This window comes from Chromobacterium sphagni (assembly GCF_001855555.1).
GTDB lineage: Bacteria > Pseudomonadota > Gammaproteobacteria > Burkholderiales > Chromobacteriaceae > Chromobacterium > Chromobacterium sphagni.
Window position 1 is genome coordinate 305,559 of record NZ_MKCT01000017.1, and the last position, 21,009, is coordinate 326,567.

Here is a 21,009-nt window from a genome sequence, read left to right on the forward strand (position 1 = left end):
TCAGGCGTAGGTGTCCACGTTCTGTCCGGGCTTGGTCTGGCTGTCCGACGGGGAGCTGGCCTGCTGGGCCTTCTGCAGCGGACTGAGGTTTGGGTTGCCGCTTTGCTGCTGCAGCAGCTGCATCCGCGCCTGCTGTTCCATCTGCGAGGCCTCCGCCGCCACCGCGCGGTCCTGGCCGGACGGGTCGACCGGCGCCAGAGCCGCGGTGCGCACCGTCTGGGCGTTCTGGATGGTTTCCTGCGGGGTATTGCCCTGGCTGACCCGTATGCTGACTTCGCCGCCTATCGCATACTGCTTGCCATCAGGCCCCTGTTCATAGGTGAAGCTGGCCGCGCCCGCCAGCGCGCCGCCAGCCGCTTGGTGGGCGGCTTCGTGGCGGCGCACGTCGGTGTCGCGCGCCTTCAGTTCTGCCACCTGTTTTTGCTGGTCGGCGTTCAGCGGCTTGCCGTCCGGGGTTTTGGGCGTCGCGGGATTGCTGTTCTGCGCGCCGTTGCCGCCGCTGGAGCCTGAACCGGCGTCGTTGCCGCTTTTGCCGCTGGCGCTGCCGCCGGCCACGGCCTGGCTGCCGGAGCCATCGTTGCCGCCGCTGGATGTGGTGGGGATGCTGGCCGCCTGGGCGCGCAATTGCTGGCAGGCAGGGCATTGGCAATTGGGGCCGTGCATGCTGATGCCGTAACTGCCGCCGGCGCTGGCTACGCTGGAAATGGACATGGCCGGATTTCCTTCTAACATTTCAGTATAGAAGCGCTTGCCCGCTATTCCAGCGCGCGTGGCAGAATGTCCGCATGGAAATCATGCTGGAGAACGAAATGAATGAACAGGCGCAGGGACAGCGCGAGCTGGTGATGTCGGTATTGATGACGCCGGACATGGCCAATTTTTCCGGCAACGTGCACGGCGGCGTGCTGCTGAAGCTGCTGGACCAGGTGGCTTACGCCTGCGCCAGCCGCTACGCCGGTCGCTATGTGGTGACCTTGTCGGTGGATCAGGTGCTGTTCAAGCAGGCGATCCATGTCGGCGAGCTGGTGACTTTCTTCGCCAGCGTCAACCATGTCGGCCGCACCTCGATGGAGGTTGGCATCAAGGTGGTGGCGGAAAACATCCAGCAGCGCAGCCTGCGGCACACCAACAGCTGCTATTTCACCATGGTGGCGTTCGAGGACGGCAAGGCGGTGGCGGTGCCGCCCCTGGCGCTGGATACGCCGGACCAGCAGCGGCGTTTCCGCGGCGCGGAAATGCGCAAGCAACTGCGCATCGAGATGCAGCAGCGCAAGGACGCCATAGGCTAGGCCGGGAGGCTCCGCCGCCGGCCTGTTCCGGAGGCGGGGCCTGGTCTACAATCGGCGTTTGCCTTTCCGCCTTCCCCTCCCATGTATACCCTGATACACCAAGATCCCCGCTTTTACCTGGTCGACAAGCATGCCGGCGTCGGCTTCCACCGCGAAGGCGAGGAGGACGGCCTGATGGATGCGCTGCGCGCCGGGCTGGGCGACGCGGCGCTGTGGCCGGTGCACCGGCTGGACCGCATCACGTCCGGGCTGATTCTGGTGGCGCGCTCGGCCGAAACCGCGCGGCAGTTGGGCGAGGCGCTGGCCGGCCGCGAGGTGGAGAAATACTATCTGGCGCTGTCCGACCGCAAGCCGCTGAAGAAGCAGGGCAGGGTGAGCGGCGACATGGCCAAGGGGCGCGGCGGGGCGTGGCGCCTGTTGGCCAGCCAGGACAATCCGGCGCTCACCCAGTTTTTCAGCTACTCGCTGCAGCCGGGCGTGAGGCTCTTTCTGCTGCGGCCGCGCACCGGCAAAACCCACCAGCTGCGGGTGGCGCTCAAATCGCAGGGCGCGCCGATACTCGGGGATGTTCTCTATGGCGGCAGCGCGGCCGACCGCGGCTATCTGCACGCCTACGCGCTGCGTTTCAGCCTGGATGGCGAAGATTTCCGCTTCGTCTGCCCGCCGCGGCAGGGGGAGCATTTCACCGGCGCAGCCTGCCGGCAGCTGCTGGACACCCTGTCAGCGCCGTGGGAGCTGTCCTGGCCCAGGGCCTGATCGGCCTCAGGCGGCGACGGCGGCCGGCTGGAAGCGGCCGATTTCCACCTGGTGCCGGCGGCAGTGCTCGCCGAAGGCGTCGCTGATCAGGTAGTCGAACTCGCGGCTGCGGCTGGCGGCGATCGGGTCTTCGGCATCGCTCGCCGGCAGGCCGGGATGGCACATGATCAGCGCCTGGTCAGGCGCGCGGGCCAGCCAAGCCTGCATCAGTCCGGCGAAGTCGGCCTGCGGGCTGAGCGAATACATGCCGCCGAACCATGGCGCGGTGGCGAAGCCGTGCTCCTGCGCCTGTTCGTTGAAATTGATGCAGACGCTGCGCAGGATCAGCGACTTGAGCCGGTTGTCGCCGGGGTGGCCCAGCTTGTCCGGCGCGCGCAGATAGGGCCGCTGACCCTGCGGCCAGCGCCGCAGAATGGCGTCGAACAAGGCGTCGCGTATCACCGGCAGCGCGTGCACATGCTGGTGGCCATCGACAAAATCCGGCAGCTGGCCGAAGTGTTCGGCGAAGCGGTCGATCTGCGATAGCGCCTCGTCCCGCAACGCCGGCTGCGACAGCTGGCGCAACTGGCTCTTCATCAACCAGTGCGACAGCGGCTTGGCCGGCGTGTCGAAGCCGTGGGTCAGATTGAAGTGCAGGCCGATGTCGGCGCGGCGCGCGCGGGCTTTCAGATCGCCGGCCAGCGCCGGCCAGTGCGGCGACTGGCTCATCACGCTGGTGGCGGACAGGCGCCCGGCGTCCAGCAATTGCAGGATGCCGGCGCTGATGCTGCCGGACTGGGCGAAGTCGTCGGCGCAGAGTGTCAATCGTTTTGTCATGAACAGTACGACCAGCGGCGTGCCGGAAAGTTTAGTGATCCGGCATGCCAGGCGTTAATTTGTTTGAGGGGCGGAGGCGAAGGCCCACAGCTTGCCCAGCAGGAAGGTGAGCACCGCCACGCTGAACAGCACGATGCACAGCGACAGCCGGTAATCCAGCGCGCTGAAGCGCAGCAGCAGGAAGTACATCGCCTCGTTGACGCAGAAGCTCAGGCAGGACACGCCGAAGAAGCGCGGCAGCGCCTGGCGGTGTGGCACGTGGCCTGCCTCGAAGGTGAAACGGCGATGGCCCCAGTAGCTGAGCTGGAACGCCGCCAGGAAGGCCAGCGCGTTGGCGAGGAGCGGCGGCAGGCCCAGCGGCACCATCACCAGCGCCACCAGCATGAAGTGCAGCAGCATTGCCGACACCCCCACCACGCCGAACCAGAACAGTTGCCGCGTCATGCCCGCTGGCCATCCCGTGGCTTGCTGATGCGGCTGATCAGATAGGTGGGGCGGCCCTTCACCTCGTTGAAGATGCGGCCGACGTATTCGCCCAATATCCCTATCGACAACAATTGCACGCCGCCCAGGAAGGTGACCGCCACCGCCAGCGTCGGCCAGCCGCTGACCGGGTTGCCGTACAGCATGGTGTGGATGAACTCCCAGATGGCGTAGCCTATCGACAGCATCGAGATGACGCAGCCGACCAGTGTCCAGATGCGCAGCGGCATATTGGAGAAGGCGGTCAGGCCGGTCAGGCCCAGGCCGAGCAGGCTGCGGAAGTTGAAGCTGCTCTTGCCGGCGCGGCGCTGCTGAGTTTGGGTTTCCATCGCCAGCTGGGTGAAGCCCACCCAGTTGTACAGGCCCTTCATGAAGCGGTTGCGCTCCGGCATCTGGCGCAGCGCATCCAGGATGCTGCGGTCCAGCACGCGGAAATCCTGGGTGTTTTCCGGAATCTTCAGCGGCGCGCCGCTGTTGAGCAGCGCGTAGAACACGCGGGTGAAGGCGCGCTTGGCCAGTGTTTCGTTGTCGCGGTTGGCGCGCACGCTGTACACCATGTCGTAGCCTTCGCGCCACTTCTCCAGGAACACCGGCACCATTTCCGGCGGGTGCTGGAAGTCGCCGTCTATCAGCACCGCCACGTCGCCGGCGATGTTGTCTATGCCGGCGGTGAGGGCGATCTCCTTGCCGAAATTGCGCGACAGCTGGATCAGCGTCACCGGTAGCCGTTGACCGGCCTCCAGCACCTTGGGCACGGTGTCGTCGCGGCTGCCGTCGTCCACCACCACCAGTTCGTGGCGCAGATTGTGCTGCTTCAGCAGCCGGTGCAGCGTCTCCAGCATCGGCACGATGTTTTCCGACTCGTTGTAGGCCGGGATGATGCAGCTGACCAGCGGGTCGAGCGGACGCTCGGCGGCGTGCAGCTCAAGCAGATAGGGCGGGACGAAGCCGGGTTGGCGAGTGTCGGTCATGGTTAGGTCCTGGGCGTTCAGTTGCTGCCGGCGGGGCGCAGCAGCAGCATGTGGTCCTTCATCACCGCGAATTCGCCCACCCTGGCGTAACCGGCGGCGATGGGCGCGGGCAGGCTGGCGTAGTCGCGCTGCTCGGTGGCGATGAAGCTGCCTGGATGGGATGCCAGCAGCGCTGCCAACGCCTCGGGCTTGGCGGTGGTGCGCACCTTGCCTTGGCTGTAGAACTCGGCCGAGAACTCGCGGCGGCTGTCCCAGTAGATCAGGATGGCGTCGGACTGAGGCTGCTGTTGCTTCCAGGCGGCGATCACCGGCTTCTGGGTGCGGAAATAGCGCGCGCCGTCGTGCCACTGCAGGCCGACGGCCACCAGTATCAGGATGCCCGAGACCATGGCCAGCCAGGGCAATGCGGAGCCGGAGGATGGACCGCGGCCGCGTTGCCATAGCTCCGCCATCAGCAGGGCGGCGCCGGGCAGCATCGGCAGCGAATACGGGAAGATGATATTGCCGGACAGAGTGAAGAACAGCAGCGTCATCAGCGTCCACAGCGCGAGGTACAGCAGCCAGCCGTCGTCGCTGCCGCCGCGGCACAGGGCCGGCAGGCGGCGGACATTGCGGGCCAGCCAGACCAGCATCGCCAGCGACCAGGGGAACAGGGCGCCGAAGGCGTACGGCCAGATCATGCCGCGCGGCGTGGCGTGGGCGAAGCCGTACTTGTCGCCCTTCCAGCCGGAGTCAAGGAAGCGGCTGACGTGTTCGCCCATGATGAAGTAGTTGAGGAAGCCCGGCGTGCGGATTTCCGCCCAGACATACCAGGGCAGCGCGACGGCGACAACCAGCAGCGTGCCGGAAATCCACGGCAGCTCGCGCCACAGGGCTTTCCACTGGTTGTGGATCAGTACCCAGAAGAAGATGGGCATGCCCACCAGCACCACCGCCAGCGGGCCCTTTGCCAGCATTCCCAGGCCCAGGCCGGCGAAGAAGGCGTAGCGCCAGGCGCGGCCGCCGCCCTGCATCGCGTGCCAGAACGCCACCTGGCTCAGCGTGACGCAAAACAGCAGCGAGGGGTCGGTCATCACCGTGCCGGCCGCGCCGTAGAACAATAGTCCGCCGCCCAATAGCAGCGTGGTCGCCAGCGCGGCTTCGCCGCCATGGCGGCGGCGCATCAGGCCAGCGGTCAGCCACAGCGCGGCCAAGGACAGCAGCAGGGCGGGCAGGCGCGCGGCCAGCTCGTTGACGCCGAACAAGCCCATGCTGGCGGCGGACAGCCAGGTGGACAGCGGCGGTTTGGCCCAGAACGGCACACCGTAGTCGTGCAGCGGCGTCACCCAGTTGCCGGTTTCCAGCATCTTGCGGGCGATTTCTGCGTAGCGCGCCTCGGTGGTGTCTGTGAGCGGGATCGCCCACAGCGCCAGCAGGCGGATGGCCAGCAGCGTCAGCAGCACATAGCCGGCGGTTTTTTTCCAGGAGGAGGTTGCAGCGTTTTTCATGCAGAGTCTTGTTGTCAAAGCTGAATGTTCGGTTCGCGGCAAGGCTATCACAGACCGCTGGCCGCGTCTTCCCGGCGCGGACGCAAAAACGCCACCTCGGGGAGGAGGTGGCGTTCTGTCTGCAGCGGCGCGGGCTTATTGGCGGCCGTGCATCATCTTTTTCAGCACCGAGGCCAGCGCAAACAGCACCAGGGAGCTGGCGCCGGCCATCAGCACGAACAGCATGAAGAAGTCGTGCAGATTGTTGATGGCGTAGCCCAGGAAATGCGGCACCGGTTTGGTCGGGTCCGGATACAGTTCCGACAGCGTGCCGGCGAACTTGTTGGCTGCGGCGGAGGAGAGGAACCAGACCCCCATCATCAGGCCGGTGAAGCGGGCAGGCGACAGTTTCACCACCAGCGACAGGCCGATAGGCGACAGGCACAGCTCGCCGAAGGTGTGCAGCATGTACAGGCTGACCAGCCACAGCATGCTCACCTTGACGCCGGGCTGCAGGCCGTCGACGCCGAAGGCGATCACCAGATAGCCGATGGCCAGGAAGAACAGGCCCAGCGCCATTTTGGTCGGCGACGCCGGCTCCATGCCCTTGTTGCCCAGCTTGGTCCAGATCCAGGCGAACAGCGGCGCGAAGATCACCACCGAGATCGGATTGATGGACTGGAAGTAGGATGCCGGCACGGTGAAGCCCAGCAGGTTGCGGTTGGTCTGTTCTTCGGCGAAGAAGGTCAGCGAGGCGCCTGCCTGTTCGAAGGCGGACCAGAAGAAGATCACGAAGGCGGACACGATCAGGATCACCGCCAGCCGCTGCTTCTCGACGCTGGTCAGCGGCGTGTGCACCACTTTCTCGCCGCTGTCGTGATGGCGCTTGGGCGCCAGGCCGATAGGCGCGCCGGTCGGCGTCACCAGATACTTGTTCTTGAACAGACTGAAGATGACCAAGGACAGGAGCATGCCGAAGCCGGCTGCCATGAAGCCCCACTTGAAGTCGGCAGGGTTGCCGGTATCGCCGAGCGTGCCGCAAACCAGCGGCGCGATCAGCGAACCCGCGTTGATGCCCATATAGAAGATGGTGAAGGCGGAGTCGACGCGCTTGTCGCCCGGCGCATACAGCTGGCCCACCATCGACGAGATGTTGGGCTTGAACAGGCCGTTGCCGGCGATCAGCATTCCCAGGCCGCCGTACAGCAGCCAGGAGGCGGTGGCGACATTAGTCTCATGCAAAGAGCCGGAGAAGAACAGCATGAACTGGCCGATGGCCATCAGCACGCCGCCAGTCAGGATGGAGCGGCGGTTGCCCCAGTAGCGGTCGGCGATGTAGCCGCCGATCAGCGGAGTGAAAAACACCAAGCCGGTGTAGGTGCCGTAGATGTCGGCGGCGTGGGCCTTGTCGAACAACAGGGCCTTGAGCATGAACAACACGAAGATGGCGCGCATGCCGTAGTAGCTGAAGCGCTCCCACATCTCGGTCACAAAGAGCAGGTAGAGCCCCCTGGGATGCGATTGTGTCGACATAGAGATTTTTCCTTGTGTGACTTGAGACATCACTTAACGAGCGATGTTGTTGTTTTTTATGTATGCCTTGGATTTTGTAGGCAGCGCAAGATCATATCGGCTAAATGTTGAGATGTGAAAATTTTTTTAGCGAATTATTAATTACATTGTAATATTTAGAGCATTTACCTTGTTTTTTTGATGAATTTTGATAGTTGATTTTGCCGATTGCCATGCGTTTTATTCATGATGTTCATCGTTTACTGTATACAATTGATTGGTCAATATGTCTTTTGTATCGATATTCCGCTGTTGAATGTTCCGCCGGGCAGCGCTATGTTGACAAACAGGCCCGTAGCCATCATTCGGGCCGGACTCCCGCCAATGGCTTCCAAGGTGCCGCGATGAACATCCCGTCCCATGCCTGCCCGGCGCAGACCCCGCACGGGGGCCCGCGCCCCAACTGGTACACGCTGGACATCATCCTGACGTTCGATTTCCCCCACGCCTGATCGCCTTCCCCGCTCCGCTTCCTTGCCGCACCCATTGCAATGCGAACGTTTGCGTCTTCCCGGCGCGGCCGCGCCTGTGGCCAGTCGGACCGCGCGCGCACCAGGAGTCGAACCATGGCACGACGCATACCCGAGCCCTACCGCATCAAGATGGTGGAACCCATCCGCCAGACCACGCCGCCATACCGCCGCCAGGCCCTGGAGGAAGCGGGTTGGAATCCCTTCCTGCTCAAATCCGAAGACGTGTATATCGATCTGCTGACCGACAGCGGCACCGGCGCGATGTCGGACCGGCAATGGGCGGGCCTGATGACCGGCGACGAGGCCTATGCCGGCAGCCGCAGCTTCTTCCATCTGGCCGATACCGTGCAGGAGCTGTTCGGCTACGCCCACACCATTCCCACCCATCAGGGCCGCGGCGCAGAGCAGATACTGTTCCCGGAACTGGTGAAGCGTTGCCGTGGCGACAAACCGCTATTCCTTTCCAATTACCATTTCGACACCACCAAGGCCCATGTCGAAATGGCCGGCGCCCGCGCCGCCAATGTGCTGACCGACCAAGCGCTGGATACCGCCACGCCTTACGACTGGAAGGGCAATTTCGACCTGCGGCGGCTGGCTGCCGTCATTGCGCGGGAAGGCGCGGCCAATGTGGCGGCGATCATCGTCACCATTACCTGCAACAGCGCCGGCGGCCAGCCGGTGGCGATGGACAATATCCGCGCTGTCGGCGAACTGGCGCGCGCCAATGGGATTCCGCTGGTGCTCGACGCCGCGCGCTTCGCCGAGAACGCCTGGTTCATCCGCGAACGCGATCCGGCCTATGCCGGCGGCGACATCGCCGCCATCGCGCGCGAGATGTTCTCCCATGGCGACATGTTCACCATGTCGGCCAAGAAGGACGGCCTGGTGAACATCGGCGGCCTGTGCTGTTTCAAGGACGACGAGGCGCTGTTCCGCGCGGTGCAGGTGAACTGCGTGCCGATGGAAGGCTTTGTCACCTACGGCGGGCTGGCGGGGCGGGACATGGAGGCGCTGGCGATTGGCTTGCGGGAAGGACTGGATACAGACTATCTGCGCTACCGCATCGCCCAGGTGGCTTATCTGGGCGAAAGGCTGCGCGAGGGCGGGGTGCCTATCCAGTATCCGACCGGCGGCCACGCGGTGTTCGTCGACGCCGCGCGGCTATTGCCGCAGATCCCGCCGGAGCGTTTCCCGGCGCATGCGCTGGCGTGCGAACTGTACCTTGAGGGCGGGGTACGGGCGGTGGAGATCGGTTCCCTGCTGCTGGGGCGCAATCCCGAGACCGGGCTGCAGGAGCCGTCTCCTTTCGAGTTGATGCGGCTGACCATTCCGCGCCGGGTGTATACCAACGACCATATGGATTACATCGCCGACTGCCTGATCGAGGTGAAAAAGCGCGCCAGCGCGGTCAGGGGCCTGAGGTTTGAATACGAGCCGCCGATACTGCGCCATTTCATGGCGCGGCTCCGGCCGGCATAGCGTCCCGCCCGGTCCCGCTGCCGAAGGCCGGCTTGCGGATGCGCATACTGAAGGCGCCGTCGCCTATCGTATTGAAGACGTTCTGCGCCGCCATGGTGATGGCGTGTTTGTTGACCTGGCCGCTGTTGACGCGGTTGGTCCACGGCTCCAGGATATTCACGCCCGACGACCCCACCGCCCATGAGGATGGCATCACCGTAGAAGCATGGACAACAATCTAGCCGCCGCGCTGGCGGCAGGCAAAATATCGGCGCCGGCCGGCTTGTGTTTGCGGTGGCTCGGCGTCATGTTTATCGGGTGGTCCGGACGATAGCCGGGAGAGGAAAGGGGATGGACATGTTTGAGCGTTTGCAGCGGCTGTTGGCGGAGGGAGGCGCCCGCTACCGGGTGATTGCGCATCCGGCTGAGGGCAATTCGCACAAGGTGGCGGAAATCCGCGGCACCGAGGTGGGGCAGGGCGCCAAGGCGATGCTGTGCCGGGTGAGGGACGCGCCCGGCCAGTTCGTGCTGGCGGTGCTGCCGGGCGACGAGCGGGTCGATTTCAACAAGGTGGCGGCGGCGGTGGGCGCGCGCAAGGTCAAGCTGGCCGACGCGGCCGACGCCGAGCAGGCCACCGGCTGCGCGATCGGTTCGATTCCGCCGTTCAGCTTTGATCCCGCCATCCGGCTGGTAGTGGACCGGCAGTTGCTGGCGCGCTACGGCGAGATTGCTTTCAACGCCGGCCGGCTGGACGCCTCCATTGTGCTGAACGGCGACGATTACCGCCGCCTCGCCCAGCCCATGCTGGCCGATATCTGCGCGATTGCGGAGTAAGTCATGGAGACTTTGGCTCTTTACGCGCACGCCATTTTGGCGGGAGGCGACAATCCGCGGATTCTCGGGCGCGAGCGACACGCCAGACGCTGGCGCGAGCGCGATTGCGAAGTGAGTCTGGAGGAATGCGTCTACCGCTTCGCCAACGGCGTGGTGATACAGCGCAGCGTGGAGCAGGACGATTATCCCGGCGAACTGGCTTGCGCCGAATGCTGGATCGGCTATCAGGTGCTGGAGTTGGGAGAGTCGCCCGGCATTTCGCCGATGCAGAAGACTTTCGACAACGCCTGCCGCGAAAGCTGGTGGCTGGCGTACCACGCTGCGCCAGGCGTTTAGCCCGGCTCCAGCCAGACGCTGGAAAAGTCGATCCAGCCGCACTGCGCCAGATAGACGTCCATCTCGTCCAGGCAGCCGATAGCGTTCAACGGCGCGCAGCGCAGCGCGGTAGTCATGGTTGACTGTGGATCGGCGCAGCTGGGCAGGCTCTCATCCGTTCGCGGCTAGTGTAGCTTGCGTACTCAGCCGGGTGCGCATGGTGGCCTGAGTGAAGGCGGCCCGAGTCGGCGGGCCGTCTTCATGGTCGGCTTAGTTGGCGGCCGGCTCCAGCCTCGGCTGGCCCAGCTGCACCATCGGGCCGTCGGCGGGTTTCCATTCGCCCTGGATGCGCCAGGTCTTGGCGTGGTCTTCCAACTGGATATACCAGTGGTTGGCGTTGACCGGGGCCTTGGGCAGGATGCCTTGGTATAGATTGGGGCCGGCCATGGTCATTTCGGCGTCCAGGTCGAAATCGTCCTGCGCCGGGTGGATCATGCGCAGCGAGATGGTATCCGGCAGCCGCGCCTTGCTGCTGGTGACCAGCCGCAGGCTGCGGCCGTCGCTGCCCAGCATCAGTTGTCCGGACAGCCCCATCTGGTCGGCCGCCTTGTCGCGGCGCAGCTCCATATTGATGGCCTTGCCCTTTTTGTAGTAGTCGTCGGTCACCAGGCCGTCGTCCGACTTGATGGCGGCGGCGAGGAAGAATATGCCGACGATGATGGACGCCAGCGGGATGCCGAACAGAATCCACGGCCAGGGTTCCTTGTACCAGGGGCGGGGCGGGCGGGCGGTGTGCTGCATGCGTTACTCTCCGATGAAGCTGGACTTTTCTTCCACGCGCAGGGAAGGATGGTTGAGGGATTCGATCACGAAGCGGATGGGGTGGCTGCCCTTGGTCGCGTATTGCGGGTCGGCCTCCACGTGCACGGTGACGGATTCGGTTTCGGTGGCGCCGACGCGCACTTCCGCCTGCTCCGCCTTGGCGCGGATGCCGGGCAGGCCATTGGCTGTGATGCTGAATCGCTGGCTTTGTTCCGTGGTGTTGATGATCTTGATGATGTAGGTGTTTTCCAGCCAGCCCTCGTCGGTTTCGCGCACCAGCGAGGCGCGGTCGCGGATGATGTCCACCTTGAATGGCTTGCGCAGCGCCAGAGAGGTGACGGCAGCGCTGAACACGATGGCCAGCACCAGGACGTACATCACCACCCGCGGCCGCCTTAGCCGAGACGGAATGTCCTTTTCCGGATACTTGCCTTCCAGCGCGTTCTCGGTGGTGTAGCGGATCAGGCCGCGCGGGTAATTCATCTTGTCCATCACGTCGTCGCAGGCGTCGATGCAGGCGGCGCAGCCTATGCATTCGTATTGCAGACCGTTGCGGATGTCGATGCCGACCGGGCATACCTGCACGCAGATGCTGCAGTTGATGCAATCGCCAAGGCCCAGCTCTTTCGGGTCGGCGCCCTTCTTGCGCGCGCCGCGCGCCTCGCCGCGGGCTTCGTCATAGGAAATGATCAGGGTGTCGGCGTCGAACATCACGCTCTGAAAGCGGGCGTACGGGCACATGTACTTGCACACCTGCTCGCGCATGAATACCGCGAACAGATAGGTGAAACCACCGTAGAAGAACATCCAGAAGGTTTCCCACGGACCGTAGCCGAAGCTGGGGATGGCCGCCACCAGGCTGCGTATCGGCGTGAAATAGCCGACCAGGGTGAAGCCGGTCCACAGGCTGAAGGCCAGCATCAGCGCGTGCTTGGTGGTTTTCAGCCTGAGCTTGGCCAGGCTCATCGGCGCGGCGTCCAGCTTGATGCGCTTGCCGCGGTCGCCTTCCACCCATTGTTCTATCCACAGCATGATCTCGGTGTACACCGTCTGCGGACAGGAATAGCCGCACCACAGCCGGCCGGCGATGGTGGTCCAGGTGAACAGTCCGAAGGCGCAGCACATCAGCAGTGCAGCCAGGTAGACAAAGTCCTGCGGCCAGACGGTGAGGCCGAACAGGTAGAACTTACGGTTCACCATGTCGAAGAACACCGCCTGGCGGCCGTTCCATTGTAGCCATGGCAGGCCAAGGTACAGCAGCTGGGTGGCGACCACGAACAGGATGCGGAAATTGTTGAACAGGCCCTTGACCGCGCGCGGGTAGATTTTCCGCTGCGATTCGTACAGCGGGACGGTTACCGTGTCCTTGCCCTGGTTTTCAACCTTGATCGGAATTTTCTTCAACGAGTCTGACATATCGTTTTCCTGAAGAAGATTTGGCGAAACTCACCTGGCGATGGGTTCTGCCAAAGCCTCTGGCGGGTGGGGCGGGAGAGCGGAGAGCGCCGCCCGCCAGAGCGGGCGGCGCAAAGGCCGGCCTTACTGTTCAGCCTTGGGGTTGTTGGACAGGCTCCAGACGTAGGCGGCCAGCAGATGGACCTTGCCTTCGCCCAGGAAGTCTTTCCAGGCCGGCATCTGGTTGTTGCGGCCGTTGGTGATGGTTTCGATGATGGTCTTCTCGGTGCCGCCGTACAGCCAGCTGCCGGAGGGGTGGGTCAGATTGGGCGCGCCCAGTTGCTGATTGCCCTTGCCGTCCGGGCCGTGACAGGCCGAGCACAGCGTGGCGAAGGTTTCCTTGCCGCGGCTGGCGCGTTCGGCGTCGAACTTGCGCGTTTTGGCGGAAATCGACAGCACATAGTTGGCCACGTCCTTGACCTTCTCCTCGCCCAGCACCGCGCCCCAGGCCGGCATCTGGCCGTGGCGGCCGTGCAGGATGGTGGTCTTGATGGTGTTGGGCTCGCCGCCGTACAGCCAGTCGTGGTTGACCAGGTTGGGGAAGCCCTTGGCGCCGCGCGCGTCGGCGCCGTGGCACTGCACGCAGTAGGTCTGGAACAGGCGCTTGCCCATTTCCTGTGCCTGGGAATCGGCGGCCACCGTCTTCAGGTCCTGCTTCAGGTACTTGTCGTACAGCGGCTGGTACTTGGCTTCGGCCTTGCTGCGCTCCACCTTGTACTGGTCGATGGAGGTCCAGCCGAACAGGCCCTTGAAGTTGCCCAGTCCCGGGTACAGCACCAGGTAGATGATGGCGATCAGCAGCGTGAGGTAGAACATCAGCATCCACCAGAACGGCAGCGGATTGTTGTACTCGGCCAGATCGCCGTCCCATACGTGGCCGGTGATCTCGACTTCCTCCCCTTTCTTGACCGTGGTCTTGGACTGGGTGAATACCAGCAGAGTGAGCCAGACGAGGCCGCCCAGCACGATCACGGAAATCCAGATGCTCCAGAAGTCACTCAGGTATTGATTCATTTTCTTGCTCCGTTGGAAGCCTGCTCTTTTCCGGCTTCCTGCACCTTGTCGTCGTCAAGGAAAGGCAGGTTGGCTGCCTCCTCATAGCGGCCTTTGGAGCGTTTGCTGTAGGCGATGATCAGCACCACGATGAAGAACGCGAAGCAGACCACGGTGAACAGCGAACGTCCTAACGTAACCCAGTCCATGGCTCAGCGCACATTCTTCAGCGCAAGGCCCAGGCCTTGCAGGTAAGCGACCAGCGCATCCATTTCGGATTTGCCTTCGATTTGGGCCTTGGCCTCGGCGATTTCCTTATCGCTGTACGGCACGCCCACCTTGCGCAGCGCTTCCATCTTCAGCGGCATCACATCGGCGTCGACCAGGTTCTTGGCCAGCCACGGGAAGGCGGGCATGTTCGATTCCGGCACCACGTCGCGCGGATTGGTCAGGTGCACGCGGTGCCATTCGTCGGAGTAGCGGCCGCCGACTCGGGCGAGGTCGGGGCCGGTGCGCTTGGAGCCCCATTGGAACGGGTGGTCGTACACCGATTCGCCGGCTACCGAGTAATGGCCGTAGCGTTCGGTTTCAGCGCGGAACGGGCGGATCATCTGCGAGTGGCAGTTGTAGCAGCCTTCGCGCACGTAGATGTCGCGGCCGGCCAGCTGCAGCGCGGTGTAGGGCTTGACGCCGGCAACCGGCTCGGTGACCGATTTCTGGAAGGCCAGTGGCAGGATTTCCACCAGGCCGGCCACGCTCACCACCAGCAGGGTGAGCACGATCAGCCAGCCCACGTGTTCTTCTATCAGTTTCTGGATTTTGTCCATGATTGTGTCTTTCGCCCCCTCAGTGCGCTTGTGCGGAAATGGCCGGAATCTTGGCGTCCACCGCGCGGCCGGAGGATACGGTGCGGAAGGTGTTGTAGGCCATCAGCAACATGCCGGACAGGTACAGGGCGCCGCCGATGAAGCGCACGAAGTGGTAGGGATAGGTGGCTTTCACCGCTTCGACGAAGGCGTAGGTCAGCGTGCCGTCCGGGTTCAGAGCGCGCCACATCAGGCCCTGGGTGACGCCGGAGATCCACAGCGCGGCGATGTACAGCACCACGCCGACGGTGGCCAGCCAGAAGTGCGCCTCGATCAGCTTGACGCTGTGCATGGTGTCGCGGCCGAACAGGCGCGGGATCAGGTAGTACATGGAGCCGATGGTGATGAAGCCCACCCAGCCCAGCGCGCCGGAGTGCACGTGGCCTATGGTCCAGTCGGTGTAGTGGGACAGCGCGTTGACGGTCTTGATCGACATCATCGGACCTTCAAAGGTGGACATGCCGTAGAACGACAGCGACACCACCAGGAACTTCAGCACCGGGTCGGTGCGCAGTTTGTGCCATGCGCCGGACAACGTCATGATGCCGTTGATCATGCCGCCCCAAGACGGCGCCAGCAGCACCAGGGAGAACACCATGCCGACCGATTGGGTCCAGTCCGGCAGGGCGGTGTAATGCAGGTGGTGCGGGCCAGCCCACATATAGGTGAAGATCAGCGCCCAGAAGTGCACCACGGACAGGCGGTAGGAATACACCGGACGGCCTGCCTGCTTGGGAACGAAGTAGTACATCATGCCGAGGAAGGCGGCGGTCAGGAAGAAGCCCACGGCGTTGTGGCCGTACCACCATTGCACCATGGCGTCGACGGCGCCGGAGTAGACCGAGTAGGATTTCCACAGCGTCACCGGCACGAAAGCGGAGTTGACGATGTGCAACAGCGCCACCGCCAGGATGAAGGCACCGTAGAACCAGTTTGCCACATAGATGTGCTTGACCTTGCGGATGGCGATGGTGCCGAAAAACACGATTGCGTACACCACCCAGGTGACGGCGATCAGCAGCTTGATCGGCCATTCCAGCTCGGCGTACTCCTTGCCGAAGGTGAAGCCCAGCGGCAGGGTGATGGCGGCTAGCACGATGACCAGCTGCCAGGCCCAGAAGGTGAAGGCTGCCAGCTTGTCGGAAATCAGGCGGACGTTACAGGTGCGCTGCACTACATAATAGGAAGTGGCGAACAGGCCGCAGCCGCCAAAGGCGAAGATGACTGCGTTGGTGTGCAGCGGGCGCAGACGGCCAAAGTGGAACCACGGCCCGAAATTGAGCTCGGGCCATACCAGCTGGGCCGCAATGATGACGCCCACCAACATGCCGACTATGCCCCAAACAACGGTCATGATGGCAAATTGGCGCACCACCTTATAGTTATAAGTGGATTGCGTTTCCATTTAAGGTTTTCTCCAAGGTTGCTAACTCAGAACATGACAAACCATGGCGGCTTGAACTTTCTTTTTGCATCCCAATCTGCAGAATCAGGTAGCAAGCCGCGGGGAACCGATCTATTAGAAGTTGAACCAGGTGCTTGACCTGTACTGATAGGCTTTGATGTCTGTATTAGCATTTCGCCAGCCTTTCCGACAGCACCAAATTTCCACTCGAACAATGCCGTTATTCTAAATCAATTGCCATTTGCGAGCCAGTTGCATAGCCGGCATGGATCGGTTCCTGCATGTCTTTACTTGCGATACTTCAAGGGTAGCAACGCGAACAGTTCATGTTGCCACTCATGCAATTGTATTGGCCTATCGGCAACGCTCCTTGATATGGATCAATGCGGCACAAGTGACGCCGCGAAATCCGCGGTAATGCTAGAATCATCAAGTTTTGCAACGCTTGCAGGCCGATCATGACCCAGTCCCTACCCGTGCATTATTCGCTGCTCCCCGTTTCGCCGGAGGCGCATGTATTTGAAGTCAGCCTCACCGTGACACACCCGGCCAAGAACGGCCAGGTGTTTTTTTTGCCGACGTGGATTCCCGGCAGTTATATGATCCGCGAGTTCTCCAAGCACATCATCAACTTGTCCGCCAGCTCGGCCGGCAAGCCGGTGGAGGTGCGGCAGCTGGCGAAAAACCGCTGGCAGGCGGCGCCGGTCAAAGGCGACTTGACGCTCAGCTACCAGGTGTATGCCTATGATTTGTCGGTGCGCGGCGCCTATCTGGACGGCGAGCGCGGCTTCTTCAACGGCACCAGCGTGTTCCTGGCGGCAGAGGGCTACGAGAACGACGTCTGCAGCGTCGACATCCACGCGCCGGAAGGAAAGTCTTATGCGGATTGGAAAGTGGCCACCAGCCTGCCCGCCGCGGACGTCAAGAAGAAGTCCGGCTTCGGCCGCTACCAGGCGTCCTGCTACGACGAGCTGATAGACCATCCGGTGGAACTGGGCGATTTCCAAAAGGTCAGCTTCAAGGCTTGCGGCGTGCCGCACGATTTCGTCGTCTCCGGCCGTTTCCAGGGCGATCTCAAGCGTCTGGCCGAAGACACCAGGAAAATCTGCGAATACCAGATCGAAATGTTCGGCAAACCGGCGCCGTTCGACCATTACGTGTTCATGCTGTTCGTTGGCAAGGATGTCTACGGCGGGCTGGAGCACCGCGCGTCCACCGCCCTGGTGGCCAACCGCGACGACCTGCCGGCGGCGGGCGTCGCCGAGATCAGCGACGGCTATCTGAAGCTGCTGGGCCTGATCAGCCACGAATACTTCCACAGCTGGAACGTCAAGCGGATGAAGCCGGCGGCGTTCGCGCCGTACGACCTGAATCAGGAGGGCCATACCCGCCTGCTGTGGGCGTTCGAGGGCATCACCTCCTATTACGACGACCTGGCGCTGGTGCGCAGCGGCCTGATAGACGAGAAGCGCTACCTGGGCCTGCTGGCGGAAACCATCACCGGCGTGCAACGCGGCGCGGGTAGACTGAAGCAGACGCTGGAGCAATCCAGCTTCGAAGCCTGGACCAAGTACTACCGCCAGGACGAGAACAGCCCCAACAGCATCGTCAGCTATTACACCAAGGGCTCGCTGGCGGCGCTGGCGCTGGACTTGCTGATCCGCCGCGACAGCGAGGGCAAACAGTCGCTGGACGACGTGATGCGCGCGCTGTGGGCCAAATGGCTGGCCGACGGCAAGGGTCTGGAAGAGGATGAGTGGGAAAAGATCGCCATCGAGACCACCGGCCTCAAGCTCAAACCCTTCTTCGACCTGGCGCTGCGCTCCACCCAGGAGCTGCCGCTGGCCGAGTTGCTGCAAAGCCAGGGCGTGGAGTTGAAATTTGAAGCCGGGCAGGGCGCGTCCGACCGCGGCGGCGTGGTGGACGCCTTCGCCGGCAAGCCGGCGCCGCTGAGCCTGGGCGCCAAAACCGTTGCGGACGCTTCCGGCGTCAAGCTGACGCAGGTGTTCGACGGCGGCGCCGCGCAGAAGGCCGGCCTGTCCGGCGGCGACGTGGTGGTGGCGCTGGACCGGCTGCGCGCGCATGACCTGGACAAGCAGCTGGCGCGCTACGCCGCCGGCGACAAGGTGAAGTTGCACGCCTTCCGCCGCGACGAGCTGTTGACGCTGGAGCTGACGCTGCAGGCTGCCGATGCCGATACCTGCCGCCTCAAGCTGCAGCCGCAAGGCGGCAAGTGGATCGCCGGCCGCTGAGGCCGGAATCAAGAATAAACGCATGCGGCGCCATGGCCGGCGCCGCAAGGTCTATCAAAGAGACCGGCGGGGACGCCGGCCCAAAGGAGGTTTCATGGCCCAGCAGCCAGAAGTGAAGTATCGCAAGGACTATCAGGCTCCGGCCTTTCTGATCGACCGCGTCGATCTGGTGTTCGATATCGAGGACAGCGCCACCCGCGTGCATTCGCGGCTAGTGATCACCCGCAACGGCCAGTCGCAGGCCGCCGATCTGACGCTGGAGGGAAGCGCCCGGCTGCTGAGCGTCACGCTGGACGGCGACCGTCTGGACGACAGCCGCTACGGCCTGGCCGACGACGTGCTGACCGTGCGCAGCGCGCCGGATAGCTTCATCCTGGAAATCGAGACCGAGCTGGATCCTGCGGCCAATACCAGCCTGATGGGGCTGTACGCTTCCAGCGGCAACCTGTTCACCCAGTGCGAGCCGGAAGGCTTCCGCAAGATCACTTACTATCTCGACCGTCCGGACGTGATGGCCAAGTTCACCACCACCATCAAGGCCGACAGGCAGAAGTACCCGGTGCTGCTGTCCAACGGCAACAAGGTAGGCGAAGGCATGGTGGACAAGAAGCGCCACTGGGTTAAATGGGTGGACCCGTATCGCAAGCCGGCCTATCTGTTCGCGCTGGTGGCGGGCAAGCTGGTGGCCTTGAAGGACAAGTTCACCACCATGCGCGGCCGCGAGGTTCAGCTGGAAATCTGGACCGAACCTGCGGATCAGGACAAGACCCTGCACGCGATGGAGTCGGTCAAGCACTCGATGAAGTGGGACGAGGAGCGCTTTGGCCTGGAGTACGACCTCGACATCTACATGATCGTGGCGGTCGGCGACTTCAATATGGGCGCGATGGAGAACAAGGGCCTCAACATTTTCAACACCAAGTATGTGCTGGCGCGGCAGGACACCGCCACCGACACCGACTTCGAAGGCATCGAGCGGGTGATCGGCCACGAATACTTCCACAACTGGACCGGCAACCGCGTCACCTGCCGCGACTGGTTCCAGCTGAGTCTGAAGGAAGGCCTGACCGTCTACCGCGATCAGGAATTCGGCGCCGACATGAACAGCCGCGCGGTCAAGCGCATCGAGGACGTCAAAGGTCTGCGCGCCAGCCAGTTTCCGGAGGACGCCGGCCCGACCGCGCACCCGATCCGCCCGGACAGCTATATCGAGATGAACAACTTCTACACCATGACCGTGTACGAGAAGGGCGCGGAAGTGGTGCGGATGTACGAAACCCTGCTGGGCCGCGATGGCTTCCGCAAGGGCATGGACCTGTACTTCAAGCGCCACGACGGCCATGCCGTCACCTGCGACGACTTCCGCGCCGCAATGGCCGACGCCAACGACGCCGATCTGACGCAGTTCGCGCTGTGGTACAGCCAGGCCGGCACGCCGCGCCTGGCCGTGAGCTCCAGCTACAGCCCGGCGGAGCGCAGCTACACCCTGACCGTCAAGCAAAGCTGCCCGGCCACGCCGGGGCAGGAGCACAAGCTGCCGTTCCACATTCCGCTGGCGCTGGGCCTGGTGGGCGCCGACGGCAAGGACCTGCCGCTGCGCCTGGAGGGCGAGGCCGAGGCGGCGGGCGCTTCGCGCGTGCTGAACGTCAAGGCCGCAGAGCAGAGCTTCACCTTCGTCGACATTCCGGCCGAGCCGGTGCCGTCGCTGCTGCGCGGCTTCTCCGCCCCGGTCAAGCTGGAGTACGACTGGCGCGACGACCAGCTGGTGTTCCTGATGGCCAACGACAGCGACAGTTTCTGCCGCTGGGAGGCCGGCCAGACCTTCGCCGAGCGCCTGTTCAAGCAACTGATCGCCGATGCCGGCGCCGGCCGCGAGCTGAAGCTGTCGGAAACCTTCGTCGCCGCCTTCCGCGCGGTGCTGAAGGACCATGCCGCCGATCCGGCCTTCAAGGCGCTGATGTTGACGCTGCCGACCGAGGCGGAAATCCTGGAAATGGTCGACGCGGCCGATCCGGCCATCATCCACCGCGTGCGCGACTTTGTGCTGGACCAACTGGCGCAGGCCTTGCGCGGCGAATGGCGCGAGGCATATGAAATGAACCTCACTCGCGACTACAAGCCGCAGGAGGCAGGCAGGCGCAGCCTGAAAAACCGCGCGCTGTGGATGCTGAACCGCCTCGACGACGCCTGGCCGGCCGAGATGGCGGCCAAGCAGTGCCTGGAGGCGGACAATATGACCGACCAGATGGGCGCGCTGCTGGCGCTGCGCGACCGCGACGGCGAAGAGCGCGACGAGTGCTTCACCGCTTTCGCTTCGCGCTGGCAGAACGATGCGCTGGTGCTGGACAAGTTCTTCGGCCTGATCGGCGGCAGCCAGCTGCCAGGGACGCTGCAGCATGTGCAGGCGGCGTTGCAGCATCCGGCTTTCAGCATGAAGAACCCCAACAAGGTGCGTTCGCTGCTTGGCGCCTTCGGTGGCAATATGGCTTATTTCCATGCTGCCGACGGCAGCGGCTACCGCTTCCTGGCCGACCGCATCCTGGAGCTGGACGCGATCAACCCGCAGGGCGCCAGCGGCCTCACCCGCGCCTTCCGCCGCCTGAAAAAGCTGGAGCCGGGCCGCCAGGCGCTGATGCGCGCCGAGCTGCAGCGGATGGAGCAGGCCGAGCTGTCCAAAGACGTCTACGAGATCGTGTCCAAGATTCTGGCCTGATCTTAAGGTTATGGATGGCGACATGAAAAACGCGCCGGCTTGCCGGCGCGTTTTTTGTTGCCGCAAT

20 protein-coding genes are annotated in these 21,009 nt (G+C 63.5%); 7 read left to right on the plus strand and 13 right to left on the minus strand.

The features are described from left to right. Window positions 1-711: a putative metalloprotease CJM1_0395 family protein gene (locus tag BI344_RS09670; protein WP_071112732.1), complete on the minus strand. Its 711-nt coding sequence runs from the start codon at window positions 709-711 to the stop codon at window positions 1-3. A 98-nt stretch (window positions 712-809) separates the two neighbouring features. Between BI344_RS09670 and BI344_RS09675 the strand changes: the two genes are divergently transcribed. Both BI344_RS09675 and BI344_RS09680 read left to right on the plus strand, forming a co-directional pair. Continuing rightward, window positions 810-1,289, plus strand: coding sequence for an acyl-CoA thioesterase (locus tag BI344_RS09675; RefSeq protein WP_071112963.1), 480 nt, complete (start codon window positions 810-812; stop codon window positions 1,287-1,289). Window positions 1,290-1,370: 81 nt separating this feature from the next. After that, window positions 1,371-2,045, plus strand: coding sequence for a TIGR01621 family pseudouridine synthase (locus tag BI344_RS09680; RefSeq protein ID WP_071112733.1), 675 nt, complete (start codon window positions 1,371-1,373; stop codon window positions 2,043-2,045). A gap of 6 nt (window positions 2,046-2,051) precedes the next feature. On the opposite strand, the gene BI344_RS09685 is transcribed toward BI344_RS09680, so the two are convergent. The 5 genes from BI344_RS09685 to BI344_RS09705 form a co-directional block, all read right to left on the minus strand. Further along, window positions 2,052-2,861 carry a ChbG/HpnK family deacetylase gene (locus tag BI344_RS09685; protein WP_071112734.1) on the minus strand — a complete coding sequence of 270 codons (810 nt, stop codon included), beginning with the start codon at window positions 2,859-2,861 and terminating at the stop codon, window positions 2,052-2,054. Window positions 2,862-2,915: 54 nt separating this feature from the next. After that, window positions 2,916-3,305 carry a GtrA family protein gene (locus tag BI344_RS09690; RefSeq protein ID WP_071112735.1) on the minus strand — a complete coding sequence of 130 codons (390 nt, stop codon included), beginning with the start codon at window positions 3,303-3,305 and terminating at the stop codon, window positions 2,916-2,918. Beyond that, a complete protein-coding gene (locus BI344_RS09695; protein WP_071112736.1) occupies window positions 3,302-4,315 on the minus strand; it encodes a glycosyltransferase family 2 protein in 1,014 nt (337 codons plus the stop codon). The genes BI344_RS09690 and BI344_RS09695 overlap by 4 nt, the downstream gene beginning before the upstream one ends. Window positions 4,316-4,332: 17 nt before the next feature. Next, window positions 4,333-5,802, minus strand: coding sequence for an ArnT family glycosyltransferase (locus tag BI344_RS09700; protein ID WP_071112737.1), 1,470 nt, complete (start codon window positions 5,800-5,802; stop codon window positions 4,333-4,335). Window positions 5,803-5,937: 135 nt separating this feature from the next. After that, the gene (locus tag BI344_RS09705) at window positions 5,938-7,314 is read right to left on the minus strand and encodes a peptide MFS transporter (protein ID WP_071112738.1); all 1,377 of its coding nucleotides are present in this window, start codon (window positions 7,312-7,314) and stop codon (window positions 5,938-5,940) included. A 605-nt stretch (window positions 7,315-7,919) separates the two neighbouring features. On the opposite strand from BI344_RS09705, the gene BI344_RS09715 reads away from it, so the two are divergent. After that, complete coding sequence (locus BI344_RS09715) at window positions 7,920-9,308, plus strand: tryptophanase (RefSeq protein ID WP_071112740.1); 1,389 nt, start codon at window positions 7,920-7,922, stop codon at window positions 9,306-9,308. Here BI344_RS09715 and BI344_RS09720 read toward each other — a convergent pair. Further along, the gene (locus BI344_RS09720; RefSeq protein ID WP_139166941.1) at window positions 9,283-9,501 is read right to left on the minus strand and encodes a hypothetical protein; all 219 of its coding nucleotides are present in this window, start codon (window positions 9,499-9,501) and stop codon (window positions 9,283-9,285) included. The genes BI344_RS09715 and BI344_RS09720 overlap by 26 nt on opposite strands. A 143-nt stretch (window positions 9,502-9,644) precedes the next feature. Between BI344_RS09720 and BI344_RS09725 the strand changes: the two genes are divergently transcribed. Continuing rightward, window positions 9,645-10,121, plus strand: coding sequence for a YbaK/prolyl-tRNA synthetase associated domain-containing protein (locus BI344_RS09725; RefSeq protein WP_071112964.1), 477 nt, complete (start codon window positions 9,645-9,647; stop codon window positions 10,119-10,121). Window positions 10,122-10,124: 3 nt separating this feature from the next. Beyond that, window positions 10,125-10,457: a hypothetical protein gene (locus BI344_RS09730; RefSeq protein WP_071112742.1), complete on the plus strand. Its 333-nt coding sequence runs from the start codon at window positions 10,125-10,127 to the stop codon at window positions 10,455-10,457. A 249-nt stretch (window positions 10,458-10,706) separates the two neighbouring features. Here the strand turns inward: BI344_RS09730 and BI344_RS09735 are convergent, their stop codons facing one another. The 6 genes from BI344_RS09735 to ccoN form a co-directional block, all read right to left on the minus strand. Beyond that, window positions 10,707-11,237 carry a FixH family protein gene (locus BI344_RS09735; protein WP_071112743.1) on the minus strand — a complete coding sequence of 177 codons (531 nt, stop codon included), beginning with the start codon at window positions 11,235-11,237 and terminating at the stop codon, window positions 10,707-10,709. Window positions 11,238-11,240: 3 nt separating this feature from the next. Then, entirely contained in the window at window positions 11,241-12,674 is a 1,434-nt protein-coding gene (ccoG, locus tag BI344_RS09740) for a cytochrome c oxidase accessory protein CcoG (protein ID WP_071112744.1), read from the minus strand. A 123-nt stretch (window positions 12,675-12,797) separates the two neighbouring features. Continuing rightward, complete coding sequence (gene ccoP / locus BI344_RS09745) at window positions 12,798-13,727, minus strand: cytochrome-c oxidase, cbb3-type subunit III (protein WP_071112745.1); 930 nt, start codon at window positions 13,725-13,727, stop codon at window positions 12,798-12,800. Beyond that, entirely contained in the window at window positions 13,724-13,915 is a 192-nt protein-coding gene (locus BI344_RS09750) for a cbb3-type cytochrome oxidase subunit 3 (protein ID WP_071112746.1), read from the minus strand. Before BI344_RS09750 ends, ccoP begins: the two co-directional genes overlap by 4 nt. Window positions 13,916-13,918: 3 nt before the next feature. Continuing rightward, a complete protein-coding gene (ccoO, locus tag BI344_RS09755; protein WP_071112747.1) occupies window positions 13,919-14,533 on the minus strand; it encodes a cytochrome-c oxidase, cbb3-type subunit II in 615 nt (204 codons plus the stop codon). A gap of 19 nt (window positions 14,534-14,552) precedes the next feature. Further along, window positions 14,553-15,977, minus strand: a complete 1,425-nt coding sequence (gene ccoN, locus BI344_RS09760; protein ID WP_071112748.1) for a cytochrome-c oxidase, cbb3-type subunit I — start codon at window positions 15,975-15,977, stop codon at window positions 14,553-14,555. 458 nt (window positions 15,978-16,435) lie between these two features. On the opposite strand from ccoN, the gene BI344_RS09765 reads away from it, so the two are divergent. Beyond that, on the plus strand, window positions 16,436-18,229 hold the full coding sequence (locus BI344_RS09765; protein ID WP_071112749.1) for a M61 family metallopeptidase: 1,794 nt from the start codon (window positions 16,436-16,438) through the stop codon (window positions 18,227-18,229). Window positions 18,230-18,323: 94 nt separating this feature from the next. Further along, a complete protein-coding gene (gene pepN / locus BI344_RS09770) occupies window positions 18,324-20,942 on the plus strand; it encodes an aminopeptidase N (protein WP_071112750.1) in 2,619 nt (872 codons plus the stop codon). Window positions 20,943-21,009: the final 67 nt, after the last annotated feature.